The organism is Pedobacter gandavensis (genome assembly GCF_032678465.1).
GTDB classification, from domain to species: domain Bacteria; phylum Bacteroidota; class Bacteroidia; order Sphingobacteriales; family Sphingobacteriaceae; genus Pedobacter; species Pedobacter gandavensis_B.
The window spans coordinates 39,010-61,048 of record NZ_JAVTSK010000015.1; the positions used below are offsets into that span (position 1 = coordinate 39,010).

Here is a 22,039-nt window from a genome sequence, read left to right on the forward strand (position 1 = left end):
AAGCTAATTAGATTTTGCCGCGTACACTTTTGTCTTAATGATTTTTGTTAAAACAGTCAGTTCCTTTTCTTCAAAAACAGTGGTTCCCATTAACAACATTGGATAAGAAACCAGAGGATCAGCATAAGAAGGCTGTCTGTAACTAAAGTCCTGAACCTTAAAGCCCAGACGTTCATAAAATCCGATTCTACGAATGGAATATTCATCTTCCGGCGGCTCTACTTCCAGAAGAATCCTTCCGGTAAGCAGTTGTTTATAATAATTAAGGACCGAAGCTCCGTAGTTCTTACCCCTCAATTCGGCATCAATAGCGAAATGTTCTACGAAATAATTGTCTGTTGAAATTTCCCACCAAATGATAAAACCTATATGTCCATCATCAGTATGGATTAAATCCAGGTGCATTTCCGGGCTTTTCGGAATAAGTTTGATTAAGGAATCCCAATCCCTCCGCTCATGCGGAGGGAAGGCATCCTCATATAGTTTTTTTATGAAAGTCAGCGAGGGATCGCTGCCTTTAGTAATCCTATGGAACTGCATAAAGAAAATCTTTATGCTGTAACGTTCTGATTTACGATTTGTTTTACTTTATCTACGACAACATCCAGCTCTTCTTTCGTGTTATACTTACTGAAAGAGAATCTTACAGAAGGTCTGTTGGGGTCTGCATGAATACCAGTTAATACATGGGAGCCAATGCTAGACCCTGAAGAACAAGCACTTCCACCAGAAGCAGAAATACCATTGATATCCAGGTTAAACAACAACATATCAGACATATCCATTGCGGGGAAAGAAACATTCAATACTGTGTATAAACTCTTGTCTGCATCAGTTTCCCCGTTAAAGCTAATGTCTGCGATTTCGGTACTCAACCTGTTTTTAAGGTAATCCTTTAATTCCTGAATATGGTGCTGATGACTTTCCATCTCTGCATAGGCAATTTCCAGGGCTTTAGCCAGGCCAATGATTCCATAAACATTTTCAGTCCCACCACGCATATTGCGCTCCTGTGCACCACCGTAAATCATTGGAGGTATTTTGACGTTATGGTTTACAAATAAGAAACCCACACCCTTTGGACCATGCAATTTATGTGCTGAGCATACGATAAAATGTGCTTTCAGCTTTCTCACATCATGTACATAATGTCCCATCGTTTGAACAGTATCACAATGATAAATGGCATCATACTGTTCACAGATCTCCCCTACACGCTCCATGTCAGTCAGGGTACCCAACTCATTATTGGCATGCATTAAAGAAACAAAGCTTCGCCCATTTTCTTTTAACAATTGCTCCAGATGGTCATAATCAATATTACCTTTCTCATCGATATTGACAAAGCTTAATTTTTCAATAATGCCTTGTTTCAACAACATGCCTAAGGTATGTTCTACAGCATGGTGCTCAATTTTCGAAGTAATGGCATGTTTGATATTAAAAGCAGCAATACCACAACGAATAGCGGTATTGTCGGCCTCTGTACCTCCAGAGGTAAAAAAGATCTCTGCAGGAGTCGCATTTAAGAGCCCGGCAACTGTTTTTCTTGCTTTTTCAACCAGTGTTCTTACCTCTCTACCCTGAGCATGAATTGCAGATGGATTTCCGTAATAATTAGTCATTACATTTACCATCTCCGTAATCACCTCTGGATCGAGAGGCGTTGTTGCCGCATTGTCTAAATAGATCCTGTTTGCCTTCATTAGTTCAATTTTAAAATTTCTTTAATATCTGAGATGATCTTTGAAGCCAGGTTTTCAGCAACCGTTTCGCTGCCTGCTTCGCTATAGATACGAATAATTGGCTCAGTATTAGATCTGCGCAAATGCACCCACTCTTTATCAAATTCGATTTTCAACCCGTCAATTGTACTGGTAGGCTGGCTTTTATATTTCTCCTGAACTTTAACCAGTAAAGCATCGATGTCCATTTCAGGAGTTAAGGTAATTTTGTTTTTAGAGATATAATAAGCCGGGTAACTGCTTCTCAATAGAGAAATCGACTTACCAAACTTTGCCAAATGCGTTAAGAACAAACCAATACCTACTAAAGCATCACGACCGTAATGAGATTCAGGATAGATGATACCACCATTACCTTCACCACCAATAATCGCATTGTTTGCTTTCATTTGATTCACCACATTCACTTCTCCAACAGCAGATGCATGGTATTCCATACCTGCCTGCTCCGTCACATCTCTTAATGCTCTGGTAGAAGAAAGGTTTGAAACCGTATTTCCAGGCGTATTTTTAAGTACGTAATCCGCAACAGCTACTAAAGTATATTCTTCACCAAACATGGCTCCATCTTCACAAACAAAGCATAAACGGTCCACATCAGGATCTACAACAATACCTAAATCTGCGTTTTTAGCTTTTACTACTTTAGAAATTTCTGTTAAGTTTTCTGGTAAAGGCTCAGGGTTGTGAGGGAAATGACCATCAGGAGTACAATATAACTCATAAACTGTTTCTACACCTAATGCTTTCAATAAAGCAGGAACAAAGATCCCACCCGTAGAGTTTACACAGTCGATTGCAATTTTGAAATTTGCTGCTTTAATGGCTTCAACATCTACCAATGGCAGGTTTAAAACTGCATCAATGTGTTTTTGCAAATAGCTATCGTCTTTAGTTACTGTTCCTAAATCATCAACATCGGCAAAGCTAAACTCTGCTTTCTCTGCAATCTCCAAAAGTTCTTTTCCATCAGCATCGCTAATGAATTCACCTTTATTATTCAATAATTTCAAGGCATTCCATTGTTTTGGATTGTGACTTGCAGTTAAAATGATCCCGCCGGCAGCTTTTTCAAGAGGCACAGCAATTTCTACTGTTGGGGTGGTCGACAATCCAAGGTCGATGACCTCGATGCCTAAGCCTTGAAGTGTTCCAATGACCAGGTTGTTCACCATTTCACCAGAAATTCTGGCATCACGTCCTACAACAATTTTCTTAATATTCGTTTTATTGATAATCCATGAGCCGTAAGCTGCTGTAAATTTAACGATATCAATAGGAGTTAAACCATTTCCAGCAATTCCGCCGATGGTTCCTCTTATTCCAGAGATTGATTTTATTAGTGTCAAGATATTAGGTTTTTTTTTTCAAAAATAGCAAAAAAACAACATAAAGACTGATTTATCCCTGTTCAAATCGTAAAATTAACATCATTAAAATCGACTGGCAAGCTCAAATAATCCTCAATGTTGCATTTGAAAATACTATATTTGTGTTTTTCCTAAACATCAACAAAAACGGGCTTTATGCAGCGCAAGTGGTTTCAATATTGGTTCAACTCTCCCTATTATCATATTTTATATAGCCAACGTAATGACGCTGAGGCAGAATTCTTAATTGATAACTTATCGGCTTACTTAAAACCAGCCGCAGATTCAAGAATTCTTGACATTGCCTGTGGTCGTGGAAGGCATTCCATTTACCTGAATAAAAAAGGGTATGATGTAACAGGAATTGACCTTTCCGAGCAAAGCATTAAATTTGCGCAGCAATTTGAGCAAAAGAACCTGCATTTTTTCGTGCATGACATGCGCAAGTTGTCCTTTATCAATTACTTTGACATTGCTTTAAATTTATTCACCAGTTTCGGTTATTTTGAAACTGAAAAAGAGCATGTGAGTGCACTAACTTCATTTAGAAAAAGCTTAAAACCAGACGGCACCCTAGTTATTGATTATTTCAACACTCAGAAAATCATCAAAAACCTAACGCAAAGGGAAACCAAGACAATGGAAGGCATCGAATTTCACTTGCATAAATTTGTTGCTGATGGTAAAATTATCAAGCACATCAATTTCGAACACCGCAATAAAACCTTTGCTTTCGAGGAACGTGTTCAGGCTTTCCAAAAAGATGATTTTGAAAGAATGCTGCTAAAAAGTGGCCTAGAAGTTACCGCGACCTTTGGCAGCTATGCATTAGAGCCATTCGATGAAACCAAATCTGACCGTTTGATTTTAATCTGCAAGAAAATATGCTAGAAAGCCTACACCAATTTGACGTAGAATTATTCCTGAAAGTGAACCGGGATATGGCCAACCCCATATTCGACTGGTTACTCCCATTGATGCGTAACCGCTATTTCTGGGTTCCTTTATATCTATTCATTATCATCTTTTGTGTAAAAGAATACAAAAAAAGAGGTTGGTACATTGTTGGAATGCTGGCCTTTACTGTGGCCATGGGCGATCTTATCGCTTCTAAGCTGATTAAGCCATTGGCAGGTCGCCTCAGACCATGTAACGACATTGATCTGGTTGGTGAATTGGTTCGTCGTGTACCATGTGGCAGCGGTTTCAGTTTCCCCTCGGCACATGCCACCAATCATTTTGCGATGGCTGTCTTTCTTATTTTCGTTTTCTACGATAAATGGAAGCCAATTTTGCCAATCGGAATCGCATGGGCATTCATCATTTCTTTTTCACAAATCTATGTTGGGGTACATTATCCGATTGATACCATGGTAGGCGCTTTACTGGGTAGTCTAATTGGTTTAGGCACTTCAACCATCTACAAAAAAATACAACCACAAGTATAATGGAAATCTGGAAGTTGCTCATTCTATTCTTTAGTGCCTTTCTGGGAGGCTCCGCCATCTTTATGGTCAAAAGCGATAAATCCCAGTTGCTTAAATTAATCCTTTCCTTTAGTGGGGCTTATTTATTTGCCATTACCGTCTTACACCTGATTCCTGAAGCTTATAGCGGACCGGATCATGCAGAAATAGGAATTTTTATCCTGATCGGTTTTCTATTTCAGATCTTGCTGGAACAGTTTTCAGAAGGGGTAGAACATGGTCATATCCATAAGCATGGAGAATCCAAAGCCTTTCCATATGGAATCATGATCAGTCTGTGTTTGCATGCTTTTCTGGAAGGGATGCCGTTGGCAAAAGACCAGCATAATGCTTTGATTTTCGGTATCTCTTTACACCATATCCCAGCAGCATTTGCATTGGCCAGTATCTTGTTACAAAGCAAATTCAGCAGAAATAATGTATTATTCTACATCAGTATCTTCGCCATTATGGCTCCATTAGGTTTTTATGTAAGCTATGGGTTGAGCAACGGTACCATTGGTGGTGTAGAAGATTATTTCAATAAGATCATGGGTATTGTAATTGGTATCTTTTTACACATCTCTACAACCATCTTATTTGAATCAAGTGTAGACCATAAGGTGAGTAAAAGAAAAATGATAGCCGTATTGTGCGGCGTGGCAATTGCACTGATCGGTTATTTCATGACCGGACACAGTCATCAGCACTAAAATAAACTGCCCCAGATTCATAATTGATTTGGGGCAGCACATTAATAGCAGGTGATGAAATCAGTGATTAACCTCTCATTTTATCCAGCAGATCATTCAGTAGCTGCGCCTCTTCAGCAGATAGATTTTTTGCAGCCAGTGCCGAAAGGTCTACTCCCCCATCCATCTTTAACAGCAAGTTTAATCCTTTCTCCGTGATCAGGATATCTACTGCGCGTTTATCATGAACATTCACACTTTTAGCCACCAGTTTCTTCTGAACCAGACGTTCGGTGATACGGGAAGCATCACACATTTTATCCAGCATCCTTGATTTTAATAAATTAATCGTAGAGGGCGAAGGATATTGCCCTCTTAATATTCTTAAAATATTGAATTGCTGTGGAGTAATTTCATAGGGCGCAATGACCTGTTTGAAATAATCATTACACCAGCTATTACTAAATACCAGGTTTGCAATCACCTGCTGGTAGATATCTTTAAATTTTGTTGCCTTTATTTCTTTCTCCAACTGCATCTCAGTCATTCCATTAATTCTGATCCCCATCTTTGGTTCTGGTCTTTTTTTTACCATATCCCCATGGGCAATGTTTACACTTATTCTTACAGCAATAGCCCCTTTTCAAATGATAAGCTTCAGTGAAAACCATTAAGCCATCCTCGTTCAAATAATAGTCTATTCCTTCTATCATCTTATGTAAGCAATTTAACGACCAAACTATTCGAGAAATGTTCTTTTAACTGCTTTCCGTCTCCATGATTGGTCCAGACCTCTATAGGTTTCACCTGATCAATGGTGTAAATAATGTCATTCCAATCGGCATGGTCAGAAACATACAGTTGAATTTCGCTATTGCTTTGTAAGTGTTTCCAGCCCGTAGCAAAGACTCTGATCACATTTATCGCTCTAAAATAACTTTTAAAGACCATTGGTGGCACCATATACACCATATTAGTCTGGGTGTTCTTCATCACTTTGCGGTCGTACATTTCGTATTTACCCATATTGATACCGTTTTGCTCATAGATTTTCACAAAGGGCATCATACTGTGATGTACCAATATCCTTTTTTCCGGACAATGATCGTTCATCAGACTGATCAAACGCTGACACTTACCCAGGGCATAGGCACCCAGCATAATGTTGCTCTGCGTACTGTTCAGCTTCAGAATCTCTTCTTCTGCAACAGGATGACGGGTATTTGGATCCGCAAAAGTGGTCTCCGTAATCAAAACATCTGCTTGTACAAATTCGATCGGTTCACAGGTTTTATCCGGCTGTAATTTATAATCACCGGTGTACAGATATTTTATCCCCTGGTACTCCATTAAAATCATGGCGGAACCCAAAATATGCCCTGCAGGAATAAAGCTGATTTTCACCCCATTTAAGGCAAATTCCTCATGAAATCCTTTCAAATGAAACTCGCCACCAGCAAATTTCTTATAACGATGCTTCATGAATAATGAAGTCGTTTCAGTACAGTAAACATTCAGGTTACCACCTATGGCATGATCTCCATGGGCATGGGAGATCACTGCATATTTTACTATTTCCTTTGGATCCAGATAAAAATCACCATATCTACAAAATAAACCAGTTTTTGTAGCAACTATAAAATCATCTAATATCATTAAGGCTTGGTATTTAAAAATTGATGGTGTAAGGCCATCACTTGTATAATTAAAGAATCTGTTTCATTATTATGGATCAACATATCCGCCATTTTAGCTTTTTCCTCATCGGAGAGCTGTTTATCCATCCGCGCTCTTACTTGCTCCTCAGTCACCTGATCACGCTGCATAACGCGCTGCAATCTGGTTTCCAAAGGCGCAATCACCAGCACATTATGGTCGCACATCTGATAAGAACCACTTTCAAAAAGCAGGGCTGCTTCTTTGAGTATATAAGGGGCTTGCGGAGAAATGGCAGCCACCCATTTATCAAAAGCACGAAATACTGCCGGATGCACCAATTGATTTAACTTTTCCAGCTCTTCGGGCTGATGGAACACAATCCCGGCAATGTGTTTATTGTTCAGGACTCCTTCAGGAGTATAACTCTCTTCACCAAAAGTATCCTTTACACCCTGAATCAGGATGGGATCAGTAACCATAATTTTCTTAGCTACTGTATCTGCATAAAAAACCGGGATACCCAGACTTTCAAAAATCCGGCATACTGTCGTCTTTCCACTTCCAATCCCCCCTGTTATTCCTATTTTCAGCATTATTTTTCTATAATAAAATCTATTTTGGCTGGTTTAATCTGCACCAGTTTGCAATAATCAGGAAAGCGGTTGAGGCGCACACTCAATTCATTATGTTGAAAAACTTTCCATTCATTCATATCTACCACCGCTTCAATGAATTCCTCATTGATCTGTGCATATTTGGATAAAGCCACCAACAAAATAACCTTCACCTTTTTAGGGTAGAGCTTTACGTTATAATACTCTTTATTGTTGATCACCTTTAAGGGCACCTCAATCACCTTTTCAGTAAACTCATCTACAGGTAATTTTACGTCTACACTGGTCGGGAAAATGTTTACATTTTTCATTTTATTCTGTACCATAGCCACTCTGGCTACTGTACTATTTTGAATATCCTCCAGTTTAAGGGTATCCGTGCTCCATTGACTGATCTTCATGATGTCATCCTCCGGACCGGAGATCGTCACATAGTCAGGATTGATTTTAATCGCATTTGAAATCCCATACTGAGGCGCAAATTGTAGGTCGGATACCAGTTTAACAGGTACTCTTTTTACTCTCCTTTCAGAAAAATCAAAATATAGGGTATCAGGTTTCACCGAAATGATCTTCTGAGAAGTTTCCAACTGCCGATTTACATTAAACAATTGTTCGGAAAACAACACATAATTTCTATTGTTCAATTTTTCAAGATTGATAGAAATCGACTGAGGTTTGATTCTCAATCGTGCAAACAGCAATTGCCAGCCGCTTCCTTCCACTTGTAAATCTACGGTGTCTGATTGCAGGGGATGGAAAGCTTTTTTCTGAGGGAAATTTTTGTAATCGAGCACCGTTTTCGCGGTATAAACATATTTATTGTTTAATGCCATGATTAACCATGCTGTAACAGCCAGGAACAGACAGGTGACCAGCGCTAAAAAACGCTTTTGCTCTACTTTTGTGAGTTTGATGATCGGCATATAGACAAAGTAAACAAATATACTGAAATGCAAAAGCCGCACCAAACAAGGATGCGGCTTTCGACAGTATAGCTATAAAACCTACGCTTTAGGAGTTTCAGTTTTAGCAAGGTCAACTTTAGGAGCTGCAGCTTTCGTTGCATCTAAAGAAACCGCAGTTTTATCAAAACGGATTTTAGTACCACTTTCTACTTCGATTACGAAAGTAGTATCGTTCATGTCTACAATTTTACCGTGGATACCGGCAGTAGTCACAATTTTATCTCCTTTTTTCAACTCTTCAACCAATTTCTTATGATCTTTAGCTTTTTTAACCTGCGGTCTGATCATGAAAAAATAAAATACCACCATGATTAAAACCATTGGTACCAGGGTACCTAGCATGCTGCTACCACCTGTTGCTTGTAAGATTACTGTTGACATCATATGATTATTATATAAGATTTTATTCGTACTTATTTACTTTCTTTAATTTCTCCTGTTAAGTGCAGTTCTGCCGTAGTTGGATTTGCGTTTGAAGTTACGGTAACTACTTTATCCTGCATTCCAAATTTACCCTGACTGTCGAACACCACTTTAATCGTACCTGATGCACCTGGAAGAATTGGCTCTTTAGGAATCTCAGGAACTGTACAACCACAAGTTGCAGTTGCGTTACTGATGATCAATGGGCTTTTTCCCGTGTTTTTAAAGTTAAAGCTATAATGCACTTTTTCTCCCGGAGCTATCTTACCGAAATTATAGTTTTCATTATCAAAGCTCATCACTGCTGCATCAGCTGCCGCAACCGGATTGGTACCTTCTGCAATGGAAGTTGTTCCAGCCTCAGTACTTGCATCAGTTGTAGTTGTATTGTTTTGGCAAGAGGCAAATGTCATCGCTGCAATTGCAACTAACAAGATTCTTTTCATATCTATTTTATTCTTCTATTAGTCCGCGACCTAATTTATGGATGCTGTCTGTTCTTTTCAGATCACCTAAAATTTTGTCCAAGATACCGTTAATAAACGAATTACTTTTCGGAGTACTGTAATCTTTTGATAGATCAAGATATTCGTTAATCGTTACTTTAACAGGAATAGAAGGGAAATTCAACAATTCGCAGATTGCCATTTTCATTAAAATGGTATCCATTAAAGCGATCCTTTCCGACTCCCAGTTTTTGGTACGTTCGGCAATCAGGTCCTGATATTCTTTGTTGTTTTTTAGGGTATAAACGAATAGATCTTCAACAAATTTCTTATCCTCTTCCCAGTCTTGACTAATTGGTGTCAGTTTGTTTTTACGTGGATCTTCTGATGTGAAGTTCTTTAAGGTTTTAGCAACCATACCCTGCATCACTTCCTTATCTACTGACCAGTTGATAAACTTGTCCTCAAAAGCCTGGATAATGTTATGACTTTTCAAAATGATCTTTCTAAAGATAAATTTGATGATTACTTTGGATTCCTCTAAACTATTGTCCTCATCTGCAAGGTAAGCAATATATTCAGGGGTAACTTTTAAGGCGTTAAAAATGCCTTTTACAAACTCAGGGTCAGACATCCAGTTGATCTGGTATTTGTTGACCATGTCTTTAAATTCTGGGTTCTCCTTTAAGGTAACCGCGAACTTATTATGAAGCAGTTTCATGTTAGGATTAAGATCCTCTGGAGTAGGCAAATGTTTATTAGACCTCTCAATAGCGTCAATGTTAGTGTATTCTGTGACTTCAACAAGGAGCGATAGCATCCAGATGTACATCTCGTACACGCTGTCAATACTTTGTAATAAAGCCTTCTTTGAAGAAGCTAAATCTCTCTTGTCTGTCATCTGCCATGCAAAAATATTTTGCAAAGCTTTAATTCGTAAGTGCCTTCTGTTTAACATGAATTTGTAAGAACGAGTGGTAAATTACCGGTTATTTAATTTGTGATTTGTTTACTAAAATGATGATTTTATTTTCTTGATATCAATTATTCTTTGTTCAGCAATGCGATTAGCAGCCCAGATTGTTGGGATATTGTCCTTCTTAGACATTCTAATTACGTCACGGGTGGCATTGTATATATTTTCTGTCAGCTGAACGGTACGTTTCTTTCCGTATCCCGTCAATTCAGAATAGCAACTGATCAAACCGCCTGCATTGATCAGATAATCTGGTGCAAATAATATGCCCTTTTCTAATAATAGTTTACCATGTACCTGCTCATCTGCCAACTGATTATTTGCAGAACCTGCGATAATCGCGAACTTCATTTTAGGAATGGTCTTATCATTTACTGTAGCACCTAAGGCACATGGCGCATAAATATCGGCATCTATGCCAAATATTTTATCCGCAGCAATAGGCTTGGCTTTATAAGTACGCGCAACATGTTGCAAACGTTCTTCATTGATATCACTGATATATACTTCTACATTCTCTGCTCTTAGGAGCTCTACCAGGTGTTCTCCAACATTCCCTATCCCTTGCACTACTACTGAACGCCCAGCCAGCATATCTGTTCCAAATACCTCTTTAACGCAGGCTTTAATGCCTAAAAAAACGCCTTTTGCCGTATGTGGTGCCGGGTCTCCTGCCCCTCCTAAAGATTCTGGAACACCGGTTACATGTTCGGTTTCCATCCGGATATACTCCATATCTCTGGTGGTAGTCCCCAAATCTTCTGCCGTAATGAATTCTCCATTCATGTTTCTGATAAATCTGCCGTAGCTACGCATCATGGCTTCAGATTTCCCTTTTCTGGAATCCCCGATAATTACTGCTTTACCACCACCAATATTTAAGCCGGTGATTGCTGCTTTATAGGTCATTCCTCTGGATAATCTAAGTACATCTTCCAATGCCTCCGCCTCTGTAACGTAACTCCACATCCTTGTACCGCCTAGAGCAGGCCCCAATGTAGTGTCATGAACAGCGATAATGGCCTTTAAACCTGTATCGGGATCATTACAAAAAACGACCTTTTTATGCCCTGCGGCGCTTAATTGATCTAAAACTGAATTCACAAGAGAACTATTATCAGGCATATAATTTTGTTTATCAGATATCCCGCAAAACTAGCATAAAAAAAACATTATTTACACAGTTTTAACCAAAGACTTAAAAAAAATTACCTTCATTTGGCTAACTTTGCTCATTCATGAAGCACCTCAGATTTTTAAATAAATATTTCTACAAATATAAATGGTGGATAATTCCAGGGGTGTTTTTTGTAGTCATCTCGAATATTTTCGCAGTGATTCCGGCACAAGTCATCGGCCATGCTTTCAATCTAATTACAGAGAACATACAGATTTACGGCCTATTCGAAGGTTTTGAACGTCGTAACATCATATATGATATATTCAGTCAAAGTCTTTTCTATTTCGGTCTATTGGTACTGGTACTTTATCTGTTGAGAGGAATATTTCTGTTTTTTATGCGTCAAACCATTATTCTGATGTCAAGACATATTGAGTTCGACATGAAAAATGAGATTTACGCCCATTATCAGGAACTGAGTTTAGGCTTTTACCGTCGCAACAACACCGGTGACCTCATGAACCGCGCTACCGAAGATGTAAACCGGGTAAGGATGTACGTTGGTCCGGCGATCATGTACGCGATCAACACCGGGGTATTATTTATACTGGTCATTTATGCCATGTTCTCCGTGAACAGTACCCTGGCCCTATTTTCTTTACTTCCTCTTCCGGTATTGGTGGTGATTATTTATTTTGTGAACACCGTCATCAATAAAAAAAGTGAGCAGATTCAAGAACAATTATCCCGTCTGAGTAGCTTTGTCCAGGAAAGATTTTCGGGCATTCGGGTGATCAAATCCTATGTACGCGAAGAGCATACAAAGGCAGTGTTTGCCGATGAAAGCCAGGGCTATAAAACCAACGCCATGGGTCTGGTGAAAGTACAGGCACTGTTCTACCCTACCATGCTGCTACTGGTTGGTCTGAGCACCATACTTACCGTTTACATCGGTGGAAAACAAGTGATCGAAGGCGCCATCACTCCTGGAAACATTGCAGAGTTTATTGTCTACGTTAATCAGCTCACTTTCCCTGTATCCATGCTGGGTTGGGTGACCACTTTGATTCAACGTGCTTCAGCTTCTCAAAAAAGAATCAATGAATTCCTTCATCTAAAACCAGAAATTGTTTCCGGTCATACAGCAATACAGGAGATCAATGGAAATATCAAATTTGAGAACGTCAGCTTCACTTATCCGGATACAGGAATTCAGGCTTTAAAAAACATCAGCTTTGAAATTAAGCAGGGAGAATTTGTGGCGATTATAGGAAGGACAGGTTCTGGGAAATCGACATTAGCGAATCTGATGATGCGCATGTATGATGTGAATGAAGGAAGTATCAAAATGGATGGGAACGCCATCAATAGCTTAAACGTACAACATTATAGAAACCAGTTTGGATTTGTTCCACAAGAAGTTTTTCTATTTTCAGATACCATCAAAAATAACATTGCCTTTGGTTTAGATGAGGTAAATGAAGATCAGGTCATAGCAGCTGCTAAAAATGCAGCGGTATATCAGAACATCATTCATTTTGAGCACAAGTTTGAAACCATGCTTGGAGAGCGTGGTATTACCTTATCAGGTGGACAAAAGCAACGCGTTTCCATTGCACGTGCCCTCATTAAGGAACCCAAAGTGCTGATCTTCGACGATTGTCTTTCCGCTGTAGACACACGTACAGAGGAAGAAATTCTGAATAACCTTGGCCGTTTAATGAAAGGAAAAACCAGTATCCTGATTGCACATAGGATATCAACCATTAAAAATGCCCATAAAATCCTGGTATTAGACGGAGGAAAGATTATTGAACAAGGTACACATGCCGAATTACTTCGAAATAATGGCAATTATGCGGAGATGTACCAAAATCAATTACTGGAAGAGGAAAGCAACAGCAGTTCTGAGACATAGACGGGATTAAAAGTCAAATAATCTGTATTTTTTAATCTGATTTGGATAATTGAAAGTTCTTTTGTGTAATATTCTATTTTGAAGTTTAATAATTATTGCTTTATATTTACCCGAACCAAAACCAAGATTATTACCAACCATGGGAGAATTTGACAACAAAGAGAGAGAAGAGGTTTTTTCGAAGAAAGTAAGGGCCGGTAAAAGAACGTACTTTTTCGACGTAAAAGCGACAAGATCAGGAGACTATTACCTAACTTTAACTGAGAGTAAGAAAAGACTAGAAGACGGTGTGTTTGTAAAGCATAAAATCTTCCTTTATAAAGAAGATTTTGAGAAATTTGCAGAAGGATTAAATGAGACTGTAGATTACATTAAGAACCATCAGGATGTAGTTGAGAAACGTTACGAATACTCCGAGAACCACGAAGGTGTAGCGAAAAGTAACGACGATTTCCCTTACTAATCATAAAGAAAAAATTCAAAGCCCCTCATCAACCAGGGGCTTTTTTTATGCCCAACCATGTAGGATAAATTCATTCACTTCTCTACTTCATATTCAAAACACAGATCAATCCTTGAATAGCAGATGAATACGAACTGAGTTCTAATTCGAAAGTTCTAAACTTGGGTATAAACAGGTCCTTAGTAAGTAGTTGAAAGGGTGATTTGACCTATTAAGGACCTATCAACCACCTATCAGTGATCAATTAGAGTCCTGAAAAGCCTGGACTCAGTAAGGCCTCAACTGAGACTTATTAAGAGTCCGCAATAAAATCAATAGGACTACTCACAAAACAAAACAGGCTTATTGAACTGAAACGAAACAGTTCAATAAGCCCATTCAGCGTTATATCAATACATGCTTATTTTAGAAGTTCTGCAAGCTTATCATGGAGCGCTTTACCTCTTAGGTCTTTCGCCACAATAATTCCATTGGCATCCACTAAAACAGAATGGGGGATCCCTCTTACTGCATAAAGTTTCACCATTGGGCTTTGCCAGTACTGAAGATCAGAAATCTGATACCAGGTTAATTTATCATCAGCAATTGCTTTTTTCCAGGCAGCTGCAGCTGTTGGCTTGTCCAATGAGACACCCAATACATTTAATCCTTTATCATGGAACTTCTCATAGGCAGCCACAAGGTTTGGATTTTCCTGTCTGCATGGACCACACCAGGAAGCCCAGAAATCAATCAGTGTATATTTTCCCTTTGCTACCACTTCATTTAAAGACAAGGTAGTTCCTTCTGGAGTTTGTGCACTAAAGTTTGGTGCTTTAACACCTATAGCAACGCTAGCTAAAGCATCTAAACGGGCTTTTAACTGTATTCCATAAGTACTCTTTTTTACGGCTGCGGATAAAGCATTATAAAATGGTAAAGTAGCGGTTGGTTCTACATCACCTTTTAAGATCAGAAATGGAGTGTAATAAGAGTCAGGATTCTGCTTGATGAAATTAGCCGTTACCTTTGCCTGTTCTCCTTCAATTTCATCGAACTGCTGACTAATTTCAGCCATTTTTTCTGAATTATTGGCATTCTTAGCTTCAGCATATGCTTTATTCAAAACCCTCATCGTATTTGTCAGAGGAGACATCGTATCCGAAAACTTCAGATATTCCGTATGTGCGGCGGAGCCTGTGATGACCGACTGAGAAAGATCATTTGCATTCGCCTTAATAAACATGTTTGAATTGTCTAAAAATGCATTGTACCTGATGCGTTTGTCTTCCACTCTGATGCTGAAAAACTCGGCACCATTGTTAACCATTCCTTTCAATACAAATTTTCCTCCTTTTATGGTTTGAGAAAGTGTGTCTAAAGTATTCTGATCTATGTTGCGGATCAATAAAATCTTATCGCCATCTTTTACACCAGTAAGTTCACCTTTTAAGCTGAAACTTTTTGCTTGTTGCGCATTCGCTCCTGTTACATTCAATAAGATCGCTAAACCCAGAGAGAAAGTTGAAGTCTTTAATATTTTGTTCATTATGTATGTTTATATATGAGGTACTGGTTTACAACAGTTCAATTTTATCCAATAAATCCTGTGCTAACTTTTGAATTTTAGAGGTTTCAGCATCTGCAAGCAGTCTTGATTTTTTTGCGGCTACCAATCCTTCTTCTTTCTTCTTAAGACTTAAGCATACTTTGGCAAAGGTGCTTTGGATAGAATATTCTTCGGGTTCCAGTGAGGCGGCCTGTTTAGCCATTTTATAAGCTTGTTTTAAAATTTTAGGATTTGAACCTGCTTTAGGATTGGAATGACCACGATCGCTCATGCCTATTTTACCATCAGCTCTTCTGGCCAGAAAACTCAGTTTTTCTGCATCCGCTTTAAGGTCTCCTTTTAATGCGGCATCTGTTATTTTAATATAATCTTTAGTCAGATTGCGCTCCAGATAGAAATCTGCTTCCAACATGATCCCTTGTTTTCTACGCTCAATTTTATCTGAGTTTTTAAAATAAGAAAGACGGTCCATGAAAGCTTTTTCATTCTTACTGTACAGGTATCCATACATGGTACTGGTGATCAGACGATCTTGCAGCTGAGCTCTCTCTTCTTCAGTAGAAAATTTAGCATAGCTTTCCTGGTTGGCCATGAAATGAGCACCTAAGCGATCAGTCTCTGTTCTTGCTAAGGCTTTAATTGCTTTCCAGCCCAATGCAGAATTCAATTCCGTTAAGCTGATGCGCTCCACAATGTCTTTTCCGATAGGCTCGCCAGCATTACGGTTTGTTTTCTGTAATGCCAGAAAATAATCCAGTACAAAAGGAATATCTCTTTGTCCGGATTCATACTTTTGGCTCAGGAAAGAAAGATTTCTTTTTGGATCTGTCGCCATTTTTCCTTCCTCAAGGAATTCGGTGACAGACATTTTTGAAGCAGTCCTGTGGATCACCTCTCCTTTATCATTTACAAAAAGAAAAGTTGGGAAAGATTGCACATTATATTTCTTACGCAGCTCAACCCCTTCTCCTTTTTCCATATCAATTTTGGCATTGATGAAATGGGTATTGAAGAAATCAGCAACAGCAGGATCAGTAAATACATTTTTGTCCATCCATTTACATGGCGCACACCAGGAGGTGTAACAATCGATAAAGATTAGTTTGCCTTCTTCTGCAGATTTCGCGGTGGTGGCGGCCCAGCTCGTCGTCTGGTTGAATTTAATGCCTTCCTGTGCTTTGATGCCGGTAGCAATCAGCAGGAACAGGAATAGTTTAAGGTATTTCATATTGAAAAGGAATTGGGGTGATTTAATATTATAAACTTTAAGGTATCTGAAAACAGACACTGGAAAATTAAACCGGTTTTGCATGCGATTTGCAGACAAGATGAGCAAAGCGTTTACAAAACCGGATTATTTATCTTAACGATCCAAGACCGGAATGGAAGGATTTCTCTCTAATACTTTTGGAGGAATAGGCAATACATATCGCAGATCATTTGCCGGTAAAGTAAAGCTCTGTGTTCCGAAAGTATGGCTTACTGTTTTAGCGAAGCGAGGGTCTTTATTCAGACGCTTCAAATCAATCAAACGCGTAATCCCCTGAAATGGCATTTCTCTTCTTCTTTCTTCCAACACCATCATTAATGCCTGTTCTTTTGTACTGGCTGTTAAAGGTGTATTTTTAACAATTCGTGCATCTCTCAGGAAATTCAGGTGTTGTAAAGCAATCCCCATATCTCCAACTCTGGCCTCCGCTTCTGCGGCAATCAGCAGGATCTCTCCAGTATTAAAGGCCATATTAAACTCAATATAAGGTGCCCATAATGATCTTCCAGGAAACCTTGTCAGATTACCACCTAATTGAGCTGAATCTGTGCAGAAGAACAATTCCAGGCGTTTATCAATTCCACCTGCAGGAAGGTCTTTTGCATAAACATTCAACAAATCTTTACTTCCGTATAATGATCCCATAACGTGGCCTTCACTCTGTGCGGTTCGGCGAGCCCAAACAGCCTCGATACTTTTTTCTACCGGAGGAAAGAAAACGTCCTTATTTTTAATTTCAATAACTCGTCCATAGGTCAAGCCCATTTTAGTAGTATAGTCTTGGTATCGGATTAAATTTTTGTTCTGTTTCAAAACATCATTGGCATTTTGCAAGGCCTTTGTATAATCACCCATCACCAGGTAAACTTTACTTAAAAAAGCATGACAGGCGAGTTTTGTAGGGCGGAACTTATGATCTGCCACCGTACCCAGGTTCGGCTCTGCTTCCATTAAATCTGCCAAAATCTGTGCATAAACTTCTGCAACTGTATTTCTGGTATATTTCAGGGTCACATCTTCTGACAACACCAAAGGAACACCAAGGTCTGAGGCTGCCTTTGCTGGATCGTACTGAACAGAATAACCATTTACCAGATTAAAATACTCAAAAGCCCTTCCCATCTGTGCTTCTGCTTTTAATTTCTTTTTCTGAGCAGCTACTCCGTCTTTAGCATTTTCAATGTTATTAATCACCACATTGTAAGTAAAAATACGTGAATAAGCCGATTCATAAAAAGGATCTACATTTCCTGGCTCCAGAACTGCGCCATGCTCAAAACTATATAGATTACGTTTTAATAGAGAAAGCAGGGTAAAATCGGTTGAACTATTTACATCCTTTTCTGTTCCGGTTTGCGCATCATCTGTCAGGAAATTCGGGTAAGCTGACGAACTATAATTCAGGTTATTATTATTTAATAACTTTTGATAATCTTCAAAAAATTCAGGGATTGTGTATCCTTTAGGCTTGATATCCAGATAATCTTTACATCCGGTAAAGAGCCCTGTAGCAAGGAATAAAGCAATAAATATCTTTTTCATTTGTATATAGGTTATGGATTAAAAGTTAACTGATAAACCGAAAGTGTAGCTTGCCGGTATAAATGCTCCTCTTGATACCGGAGGTTTAATTGCAGGTTTTGCGACTTCACTGGTACTATTCACAGGGATCAAACTATTGCCTCCCCAAACTTCCGGATCCAGGTTCTGTTTATTTGCCGCCCATCTCCAGGCATTCTGCACCTGGAAACTCAATCGCAATTTTTGGATAAAGTTTCTTTTTAGAAATTCATTAGCCAAAGAATAGCTAATTGTAACATCTCTTAATTTGATATAATCCCCCTTTTGAACAGAGTGCGTTCCTGCAGTCCAGATTTGTGTAATATTGTCTGCAGCATTTGAATAGAAAGCAGGCCCCATTCCAGGAATATTCTCATCACCTGGGTTTCTCCAGTAGTTCAAAGCATTTCTATCCATGTTAATCGTATAATTTAATTCAGGTAACCTGGTAAGGTAAGGCATTATTGCATCACGCATTTTATTGCCCCCGTAATAGATGAACATGAAGAATAAATCAAAATTCTTATAACTTACTGTGTTCATTAACGAGGCCGAAAAAGGCGGTGTAACGGTTCCTTGATAGACAAGATCATCAACGGTAAGATCGCTTGTTTTACTCACTTCTCTGCCATCTTTAGTTAAGGCTATTGGTCTTCCTAATGCATCCAATCCCTTGTAACGAATGCTATATAAGGCATTCAAAGGTTTTCCAACCCGTTGATTTGGTTCATCTACATAACTATAAATGGTGTTACCGGTATTTTCAATATTCGTGATGACATTCTTATTGTAATTGAAGTTCATGGTTGTACTCCAGTTGAAATCAGTAGTAGACATATTTTTTGTGGTAAATGAAACATCAACCCCACGATTACGCATACTACCATAATTCATATAAAGCGAACTCCAGCCAAGTGTTGGATCCAGTAACCTGTTACCTAATAAATCACTGGTGTTCTTATTGTAAAAATCTATACTACCAGAGAACTTACCTTTTAACAAGCTATAGTCCAGTCCAAAGTTGGTCACTTTTGTTTTTTCCCAGCGTAATCCTGAGTTTGGTGGACTTTCTACGAAAGCGTGTGCTTCATTACTCATTGGATTCGGGCTGGCATAATCCTTCATAATCAGATATGGTCCACCTTTTTTCGAGATATTTCCATTTACACCATAGGTAGCGCGAATCGCTAAACGATCCAGCCAATCGTTGTCATTTTCAGAAAGGATATACATTAAACCAGTAGACCATAATGGTTTATATTGGTACTTAGGGTCAGTTCCAAACAAATTCGATTGGTCCATTCGGATACTTGCAGTTGCCGTAAGTTTACGATCAAAAGTATAAGATCCATTTCCATAGAAAGAAACAAAACGATTTTCATCACTATAAATCCCCTCCTTCTTTTTCGAATAGAAGAAACTATTTCCTAAAGATTGGGTTCCCACCTGCTGCTTACCTAAAGAAACTTCATCCAATATTCCATAGGAAAGACTGTTGTCGTTATATCCATATCGGTACGCTCTGGTACTGGTTGCCAATATACTGCGTTGTTCAGCACCTGCAATAATATCGATACGATGCTTTTCCCCAAACTGCTTATTATAATTGATTTGTGCACGTAAAGTATGTGAATTGATATCGCCTCTGGTCTCATCCACTTGTCCGCCATTTGGGATCAGGAATTCTCTCGCGCCATCAGACTTAATCCTGGTGGCATCATTGATCAATGTCTTCACTTCATAAGCATTTTTGCTTAAATATTGCTTCGTATAGTTGTCTGTTCTTTCTTTCTGATATAGCAGGTTCAAAGACAGTCCCTTTGCCAATTGAATATTTGCATTAAAATTTAGGTTCAGGTAATTACTATTGTTGTTATAGTGCTTACTTCCCATTTCGTTAACAGGCGCAAAATTTTCATCCTGTAGTCCCAGGGCGTTCAAACGATCAATCTCAAATTGAGATTTAGTATTGTACCAGTTTACCGGATTCCCAGTATTGTCCCTTAGCATATAATAAGATGCTTTACCATTGTTAAGAATATTAAAACCAATGGTACCATTGTCGTAATCTTCTTTCAGGGAACTGCTCAATACCCCTACGTTAACTTTCAGCCATTTCGTGAAATTGAACGTATTGTTCAGGTTGAAACCAACACGGCTGTTGCTTTGTTGACGCTCGTACGGGTTGTTGTTCATGTAATTTCCACTCAGGTTATAAGTATAGAAATCAGAACCACCTGAAAGCGATAAGTTGTGTTGTTGCACCAAGGCTGTTTTACGCATAAACTCATCAACCACCTGGTCATATCTATCGTTATTTCTGTAAAAATCTAAAGCTGTTTGTAATTGTGCTTCATCTGCCGCATCCCATTTACCACTTACCTTTTCTTTTTGTCTGGCGTCGTACAATAATCTATAAACATCATTCATCGATTTACGCGGATCAATTGCCTCATAAGAACCCGACCTGTAGCCAAACATTTCTCTTTGGAAATTTACCAGTTCTGAGCTACTCATTTTATTCGCATAACCAGGATCAGGAAGCGGAGTGAATTTTGCGGTCGCATTGTAGGCAATTTTTGCCGGTCCCTTTTTTCCTTTTTTTAACGTGATCACGATTACCCCGTTCGCAGAACGCGCACCATAGATAGATGCTGCTGTCGCATCCTTCAATACATTCACTGATTCTACATCTGATGGATTGATGGCCTGGATATCACCTTCAAAAGGAGCTCCATCCACTACAATAAGAGGTTTCACTTCAGCATTCAAAGAAGAAACACCACGGATCTGAAATTGAGTTTTTCCCTCTTTACTGTAACTGGTGAGACCTGCAGCCATTCCCTCAATTCTATCCAGGATATTAGTTTGCATTTTTCCTTTTAGGTCTTTGTCGGAGTTGATCGAAACAATAGATCCTGCTGCACGTTCTTTAGGGATGTCCTGGTAGCCGGTAGAGACAATAGATATCTCCGACAGCTGTCCAGGATTAACTTCTAATTTAATCGTTAAGGGATTCCCCTGACTAACCGGAACCTCTTTTACTTTATAGCCTATAAATGAAACCACTAAAATTGCGTTTTCATCTACAGCCGGAATCTGGAATCCACCATTCCCGTCTGTCACAGCCGTCTTCTTAGTGTCTTTTACCTGAACCGTTGCTCCTGGTAATGGGAGCCCTTCTTCATCCAGAACTTTTCCTTTTACCTCTACAAATTTGAATGTACTTTTAATCTGATCCAATACGGTGAAATCCTTCTTTTTGATGACCACAGTATTTTCAATAATTTTAAAGCTCAGATTCTGTCCCTGAAAGCAAGCATCCAAGGCCTGTTCTAATTTCACATTTTCCAGATTCAGGTTTACTTTCTTTGCAGATTGTATCAGTTCACTGTTGTAAAGGAAGGTGTAATTTGTTTGTTTCTTAATTGATAAAAGTACATTTTGCAGGCTTGCATTTTTTTCCCGCAATGTAACTCTCTGACCAAAGGTACTCGCTGCAGCTTGTACCAGGGTCATAGTGATCATTATAGTGATCAAATTAATCCGCATCATAATTTGTCTTCTGGTTAAGGAATTTATGCCGGAGAGCTTTGCATAAACAGCCGTAATTGGTTTAAAATATGGCACAAGGCGAGCCCTGTCCATACCTTTTGAAGTATTAAATAAATACATACATTTGTAAGGTTGGGTTAAAAAATAGTTAGGTCTATTGCAGCGTTTTTTCTTCCTGATTACCATCAGGACAAACAGATAAAATACATAACCGGACATTGATCCCGAGTACCAATCAGGATCTT

General features: G+C 38.8%; 21 protein-coding genes. 5 read left to right on the forward strand and 16 right to left on the reverse strand.

Going from position 1 to position 22,039, the window contains the following annotated elements; genetic code table 11:
- Positions 1 to 3: 3 nt before the first annotated feature.
- Genes R2Q94_RS21015 through glmM form a run of 3 tightly spaced genes read right to left on the reverse strand, consistent with a single transcriptional unit; the run spans position 4 to position 3,094 of the window.
- Positions 4 to 540, reverse strand: coding sequence for a GNAT family N-acetyltransferase (locus R2Q94_RS21015; RefSeq protein ID WP_316823441.1), 537 nt, complete (start codon positions 538 to 540; stop codon positions 4 to 6).
- Between the two features lie 11 nt (positions 541 to 551).
- The gene (locus tag R2Q94_RS21020) at positions 552 to 1,706 is read right to left on the reverse strand and encodes a cysteine desulfurase family protein (protein ID WP_316823442.1); all 1,155 of its coding nucleotides are present in this window, start codon (positions 1,704 to 1,706) and stop codon (positions 552 to 554) included.
- Positions 1,706 to 3,094: a phosphoglucosamine mutase gene (glmM, locus tag R2Q94_RS21025; RefSeq protein ID WP_316823443.1), complete on the reverse strand. Its 1,389-nt coding sequence runs from the start codon at positions 3,092 to 3,094 to the stop codon at positions 1,706 to 1,708. Before glmM ends, R2Q94_RS21020 begins: the two co-directional genes overlap by 1 nt.
- Before the next feature lie 177 nt (positions 3,095 to 3,271).
- Between glmM and R2Q94_RS21030 the strand changes: the two genes are divergently transcribed.
- From R2Q94_RS21030 to R2Q94_RS21040, 3 genes are read left to right on the forward strand one after another with little or no spacing between them, the layout of a single operon-like run.
- The gene (locus R2Q94_RS21030) at positions 3,272 to 4,006 is read left to right on the forward strand and encodes a class I SAM-dependent methyltransferase (protein WP_316823444.1); all 735 of its coding nucleotides are present in this window, start codon (positions 3,272 to 3,274) and stop codon (positions 4,004 to 4,006) included.
- Entirely contained in the window at positions 4,000 to 4,563 is a 564-nt protein-coding gene (locus R2Q94_RS21035) for a phosphatase PAP2 family protein (protein ID WP_316823445.1), read from the forward strand. Before R2Q94_RS21030 ends, R2Q94_RS21035 begins: the two co-directional genes overlap by 7 nt.
- Positions 4,563 to 5,294: a ZIP family metal transporter gene (locus R2Q94_RS21040; RefSeq protein WP_316823446.1), complete on the forward strand. Its 732-nt coding sequence runs from the start codon at positions 4,563 to 4,565 to the stop codon at positions 5,292 to 5,294. Before R2Q94_RS21035 ends, R2Q94_RS21040 begins: the two co-directional genes overlap by 1 nt.
- A gap of 67 nt (positions 5,295 to 5,361) precedes the next feature.
- On the opposite strand, the gene R2Q94_RS21045 is transcribed toward R2Q94_RS21040, so the two are convergent.
- From R2Q94_RS21045 to R2Q94_RS21085, 9 genes are all read right to left on the reverse strand, one after another.
- A complete protein-coding gene (locus R2Q94_RS21045) occupies positions 5,362 to 5,841 on the reverse strand; it encodes a MarR family winged helix-turn-helix transcriptional regulator (RefSeq protein WP_316823447.1) in 480 nt (159 codons plus the stop codon).
- On the reverse strand, positions 5,825 to 5,986 hold the full coding sequence (locus R2Q94_RS21050; RefSeq protein ID WP_316823448.1) for a DUF5522 domain-containing protein: 162 nt from the start codon (positions 5,984 to 5,986) through the stop codon (positions 5,825 to 5,827). Before R2Q94_RS21050 ends, R2Q94_RS21045 begins: the two co-directional genes overlap by 17 nt.
- Position 5,987: 1 nt before the next feature.
- Positions 5,988 to 6,929 (reverse strand): MBL fold metallo-hydrolase RNA specificity domain-containing protein, encoded by a 942-nt coding sequence (locus tag R2Q94_RS21055; protein WP_316823449.1) that lies wholly within the window; start codon positions 6,927 to 6,929, stop codon positions 5,988 to 5,990.
- Positions 6,929 to 7,525 (reverse strand): dephospho-CoA kinase, encoded by a 597-nt coding sequence (gene coaE / locus R2Q94_RS21060; RefSeq protein ID WP_316823450.1) that lies wholly within the window; start codon positions 7,523 to 7,525, stop codon positions 6,929 to 6,931. The genes R2Q94_RS21055 and coaE overlap by 1 nt, the downstream gene beginning before the upstream one ends.
- Positions 7,525 to 8,472, reverse strand: coding sequence for a YbbR-like domain-containing protein (locus R2Q94_RS21065; RefSeq protein ID WP_316823451.1), 948 nt, complete (start codon positions 8,470 to 8,472; stop codon positions 7,525 to 7,527). Before R2Q94_RS21065 ends, coaE begins: the two co-directional genes overlap by 1 nt.
- An 81-nt stretch (positions 8,473 to 8,553) precedes the next feature.
- Positions 8,554 to 8,898: a preprotein translocase subunit YajC gene (gene yajC, locus R2Q94_RS21070; protein WP_316823452.1), complete on the reverse strand. Its 345-nt coding sequence runs from the start codon at positions 8,896 to 8,898 to the stop codon at positions 8,554 to 8,556.
- 29 nt (positions 8,899 to 8,927) lie between these two features.
- Positions 8,928 to 9,383: a DUF1573 domain-containing protein gene (locus R2Q94_RS21075; RefSeq protein ID WP_316823453.1), complete on the reverse strand. Its 456-nt coding sequence runs from the start codon at positions 9,381 to 9,383 to the stop codon at positions 8,928 to 8,930.
- 7 nt (positions 9,384 to 9,390) lie between these two features.
- A complete protein-coding gene (gene nusB, locus R2Q94_RS21080; protein WP_316823454.1) occupies positions 9,391 to 10,284 on the reverse strand; it encodes a transcription antitermination factor NusB in 894 nt (297 codons plus the stop codon).
- Positions 10,285 to 10,395: 111 nt separating this feature from the next.
- Entirely contained in the window at positions 10,396 to 11,484 is a 1,089-nt protein-coding gene (locus R2Q94_RS21085; protein ID WP_316823455.1) for a Glu/Leu/Phe/Val dehydrogenase, read from the reverse strand.
- Positions 11,485 to 11,597: 113 nt separating this feature from the next.
- Here R2Q94_RS21085 and R2Q94_RS21090 point away from each other — a divergent pair, with 113 nt between their 5' ends.
- Positions 11,598 to 13,397 carry an ABC transporter ATP-binding protein gene (locus R2Q94_RS21090; RefSeq protein ID WP_316823456.1) on the forward strand — a complete coding sequence of 600 codons (1,800 nt, stop codon included), beginning with the start codon at positions 11,598 to 11,600 and terminating at the stop codon, positions 13,395 to 13,397.
- A gap of 139 nt (positions 13,398 to 13,536) precedes the next feature.
- Positions 13,537 to 13,860, forward strand: a complete 324-nt coding sequence (locus tag R2Q94_RS21095) for a DUF3276 family protein (RefSeq protein WP_316823457.1) — start codon at positions 13,537 to 13,539, stop codon at positions 13,858 to 13,860.
- A gap of 400 nt (positions 13,861 to 14,260) precedes the next feature.
- Here R2Q94_RS21095 and R2Q94_RS21100 read toward each other — a convergent pair whose 3' ends face one another.
- The 4 genes from R2Q94_RS21100 to R2Q94_RS21115 all read right to left on the reverse strand — a co-directional run bounded on the left by R2Q94_RS21100 (position 14,261) and on the right by R2Q94_RS21115 (position 21,914).
- The gene (locus tag R2Q94_RS21100; RefSeq protein WP_316823458.1) at positions 14,261 to 15,388 is read right to left on the reverse strand and encodes a TlpA disulfide reductase family protein; all 1,128 of its coding nucleotides are present in this window, start codon (positions 15,386 to 15,388) and stop codon (positions 14,261 to 14,263) included.
- A 28-nt stretch (positions 15,389 to 15,416) separates the two neighbouring features.
- Positions 15,417 to 16,637 (reverse strand): thioredoxin family protein, encoded by a 1,221-nt coding sequence (locus R2Q94_RS21105; RefSeq protein WP_316823459.1) that lies wholly within the window; start codon positions 16,635 to 16,637, stop codon positions 15,417 to 15,419.
- Positions 16,638 to 16,772: 135 nt separating this feature from the next.
- Positions 16,773 to 18,221 (reverse strand): RagB/SusD family nutrient uptake outer membrane protein, encoded by a 1,449-nt coding sequence (locus R2Q94_RS21110; protein WP_316823460.1) that lies wholly within the window; start codon positions 18,219 to 18,221, stop codon positions 16,773 to 16,775.
- A gap of 18 nt (positions 18,222 to 18,239) precedes the next feature.
- Positions 18,240 to 21,914 carry a SusC/RagA family TonB-linked outer membrane protein gene (locus tag R2Q94_RS21115; RefSeq protein ID WP_316823461.1) on the reverse strand — a complete coding sequence of 1,225 codons (3,675 nt, stop codon included), beginning with the start codon at positions 21,912 to 21,914 and terminating at the stop codon, positions 18,240 to 18,242.
- Between the last annotated feature and the right edge of the window lie 125 nt (positions 21,915 to 22,039).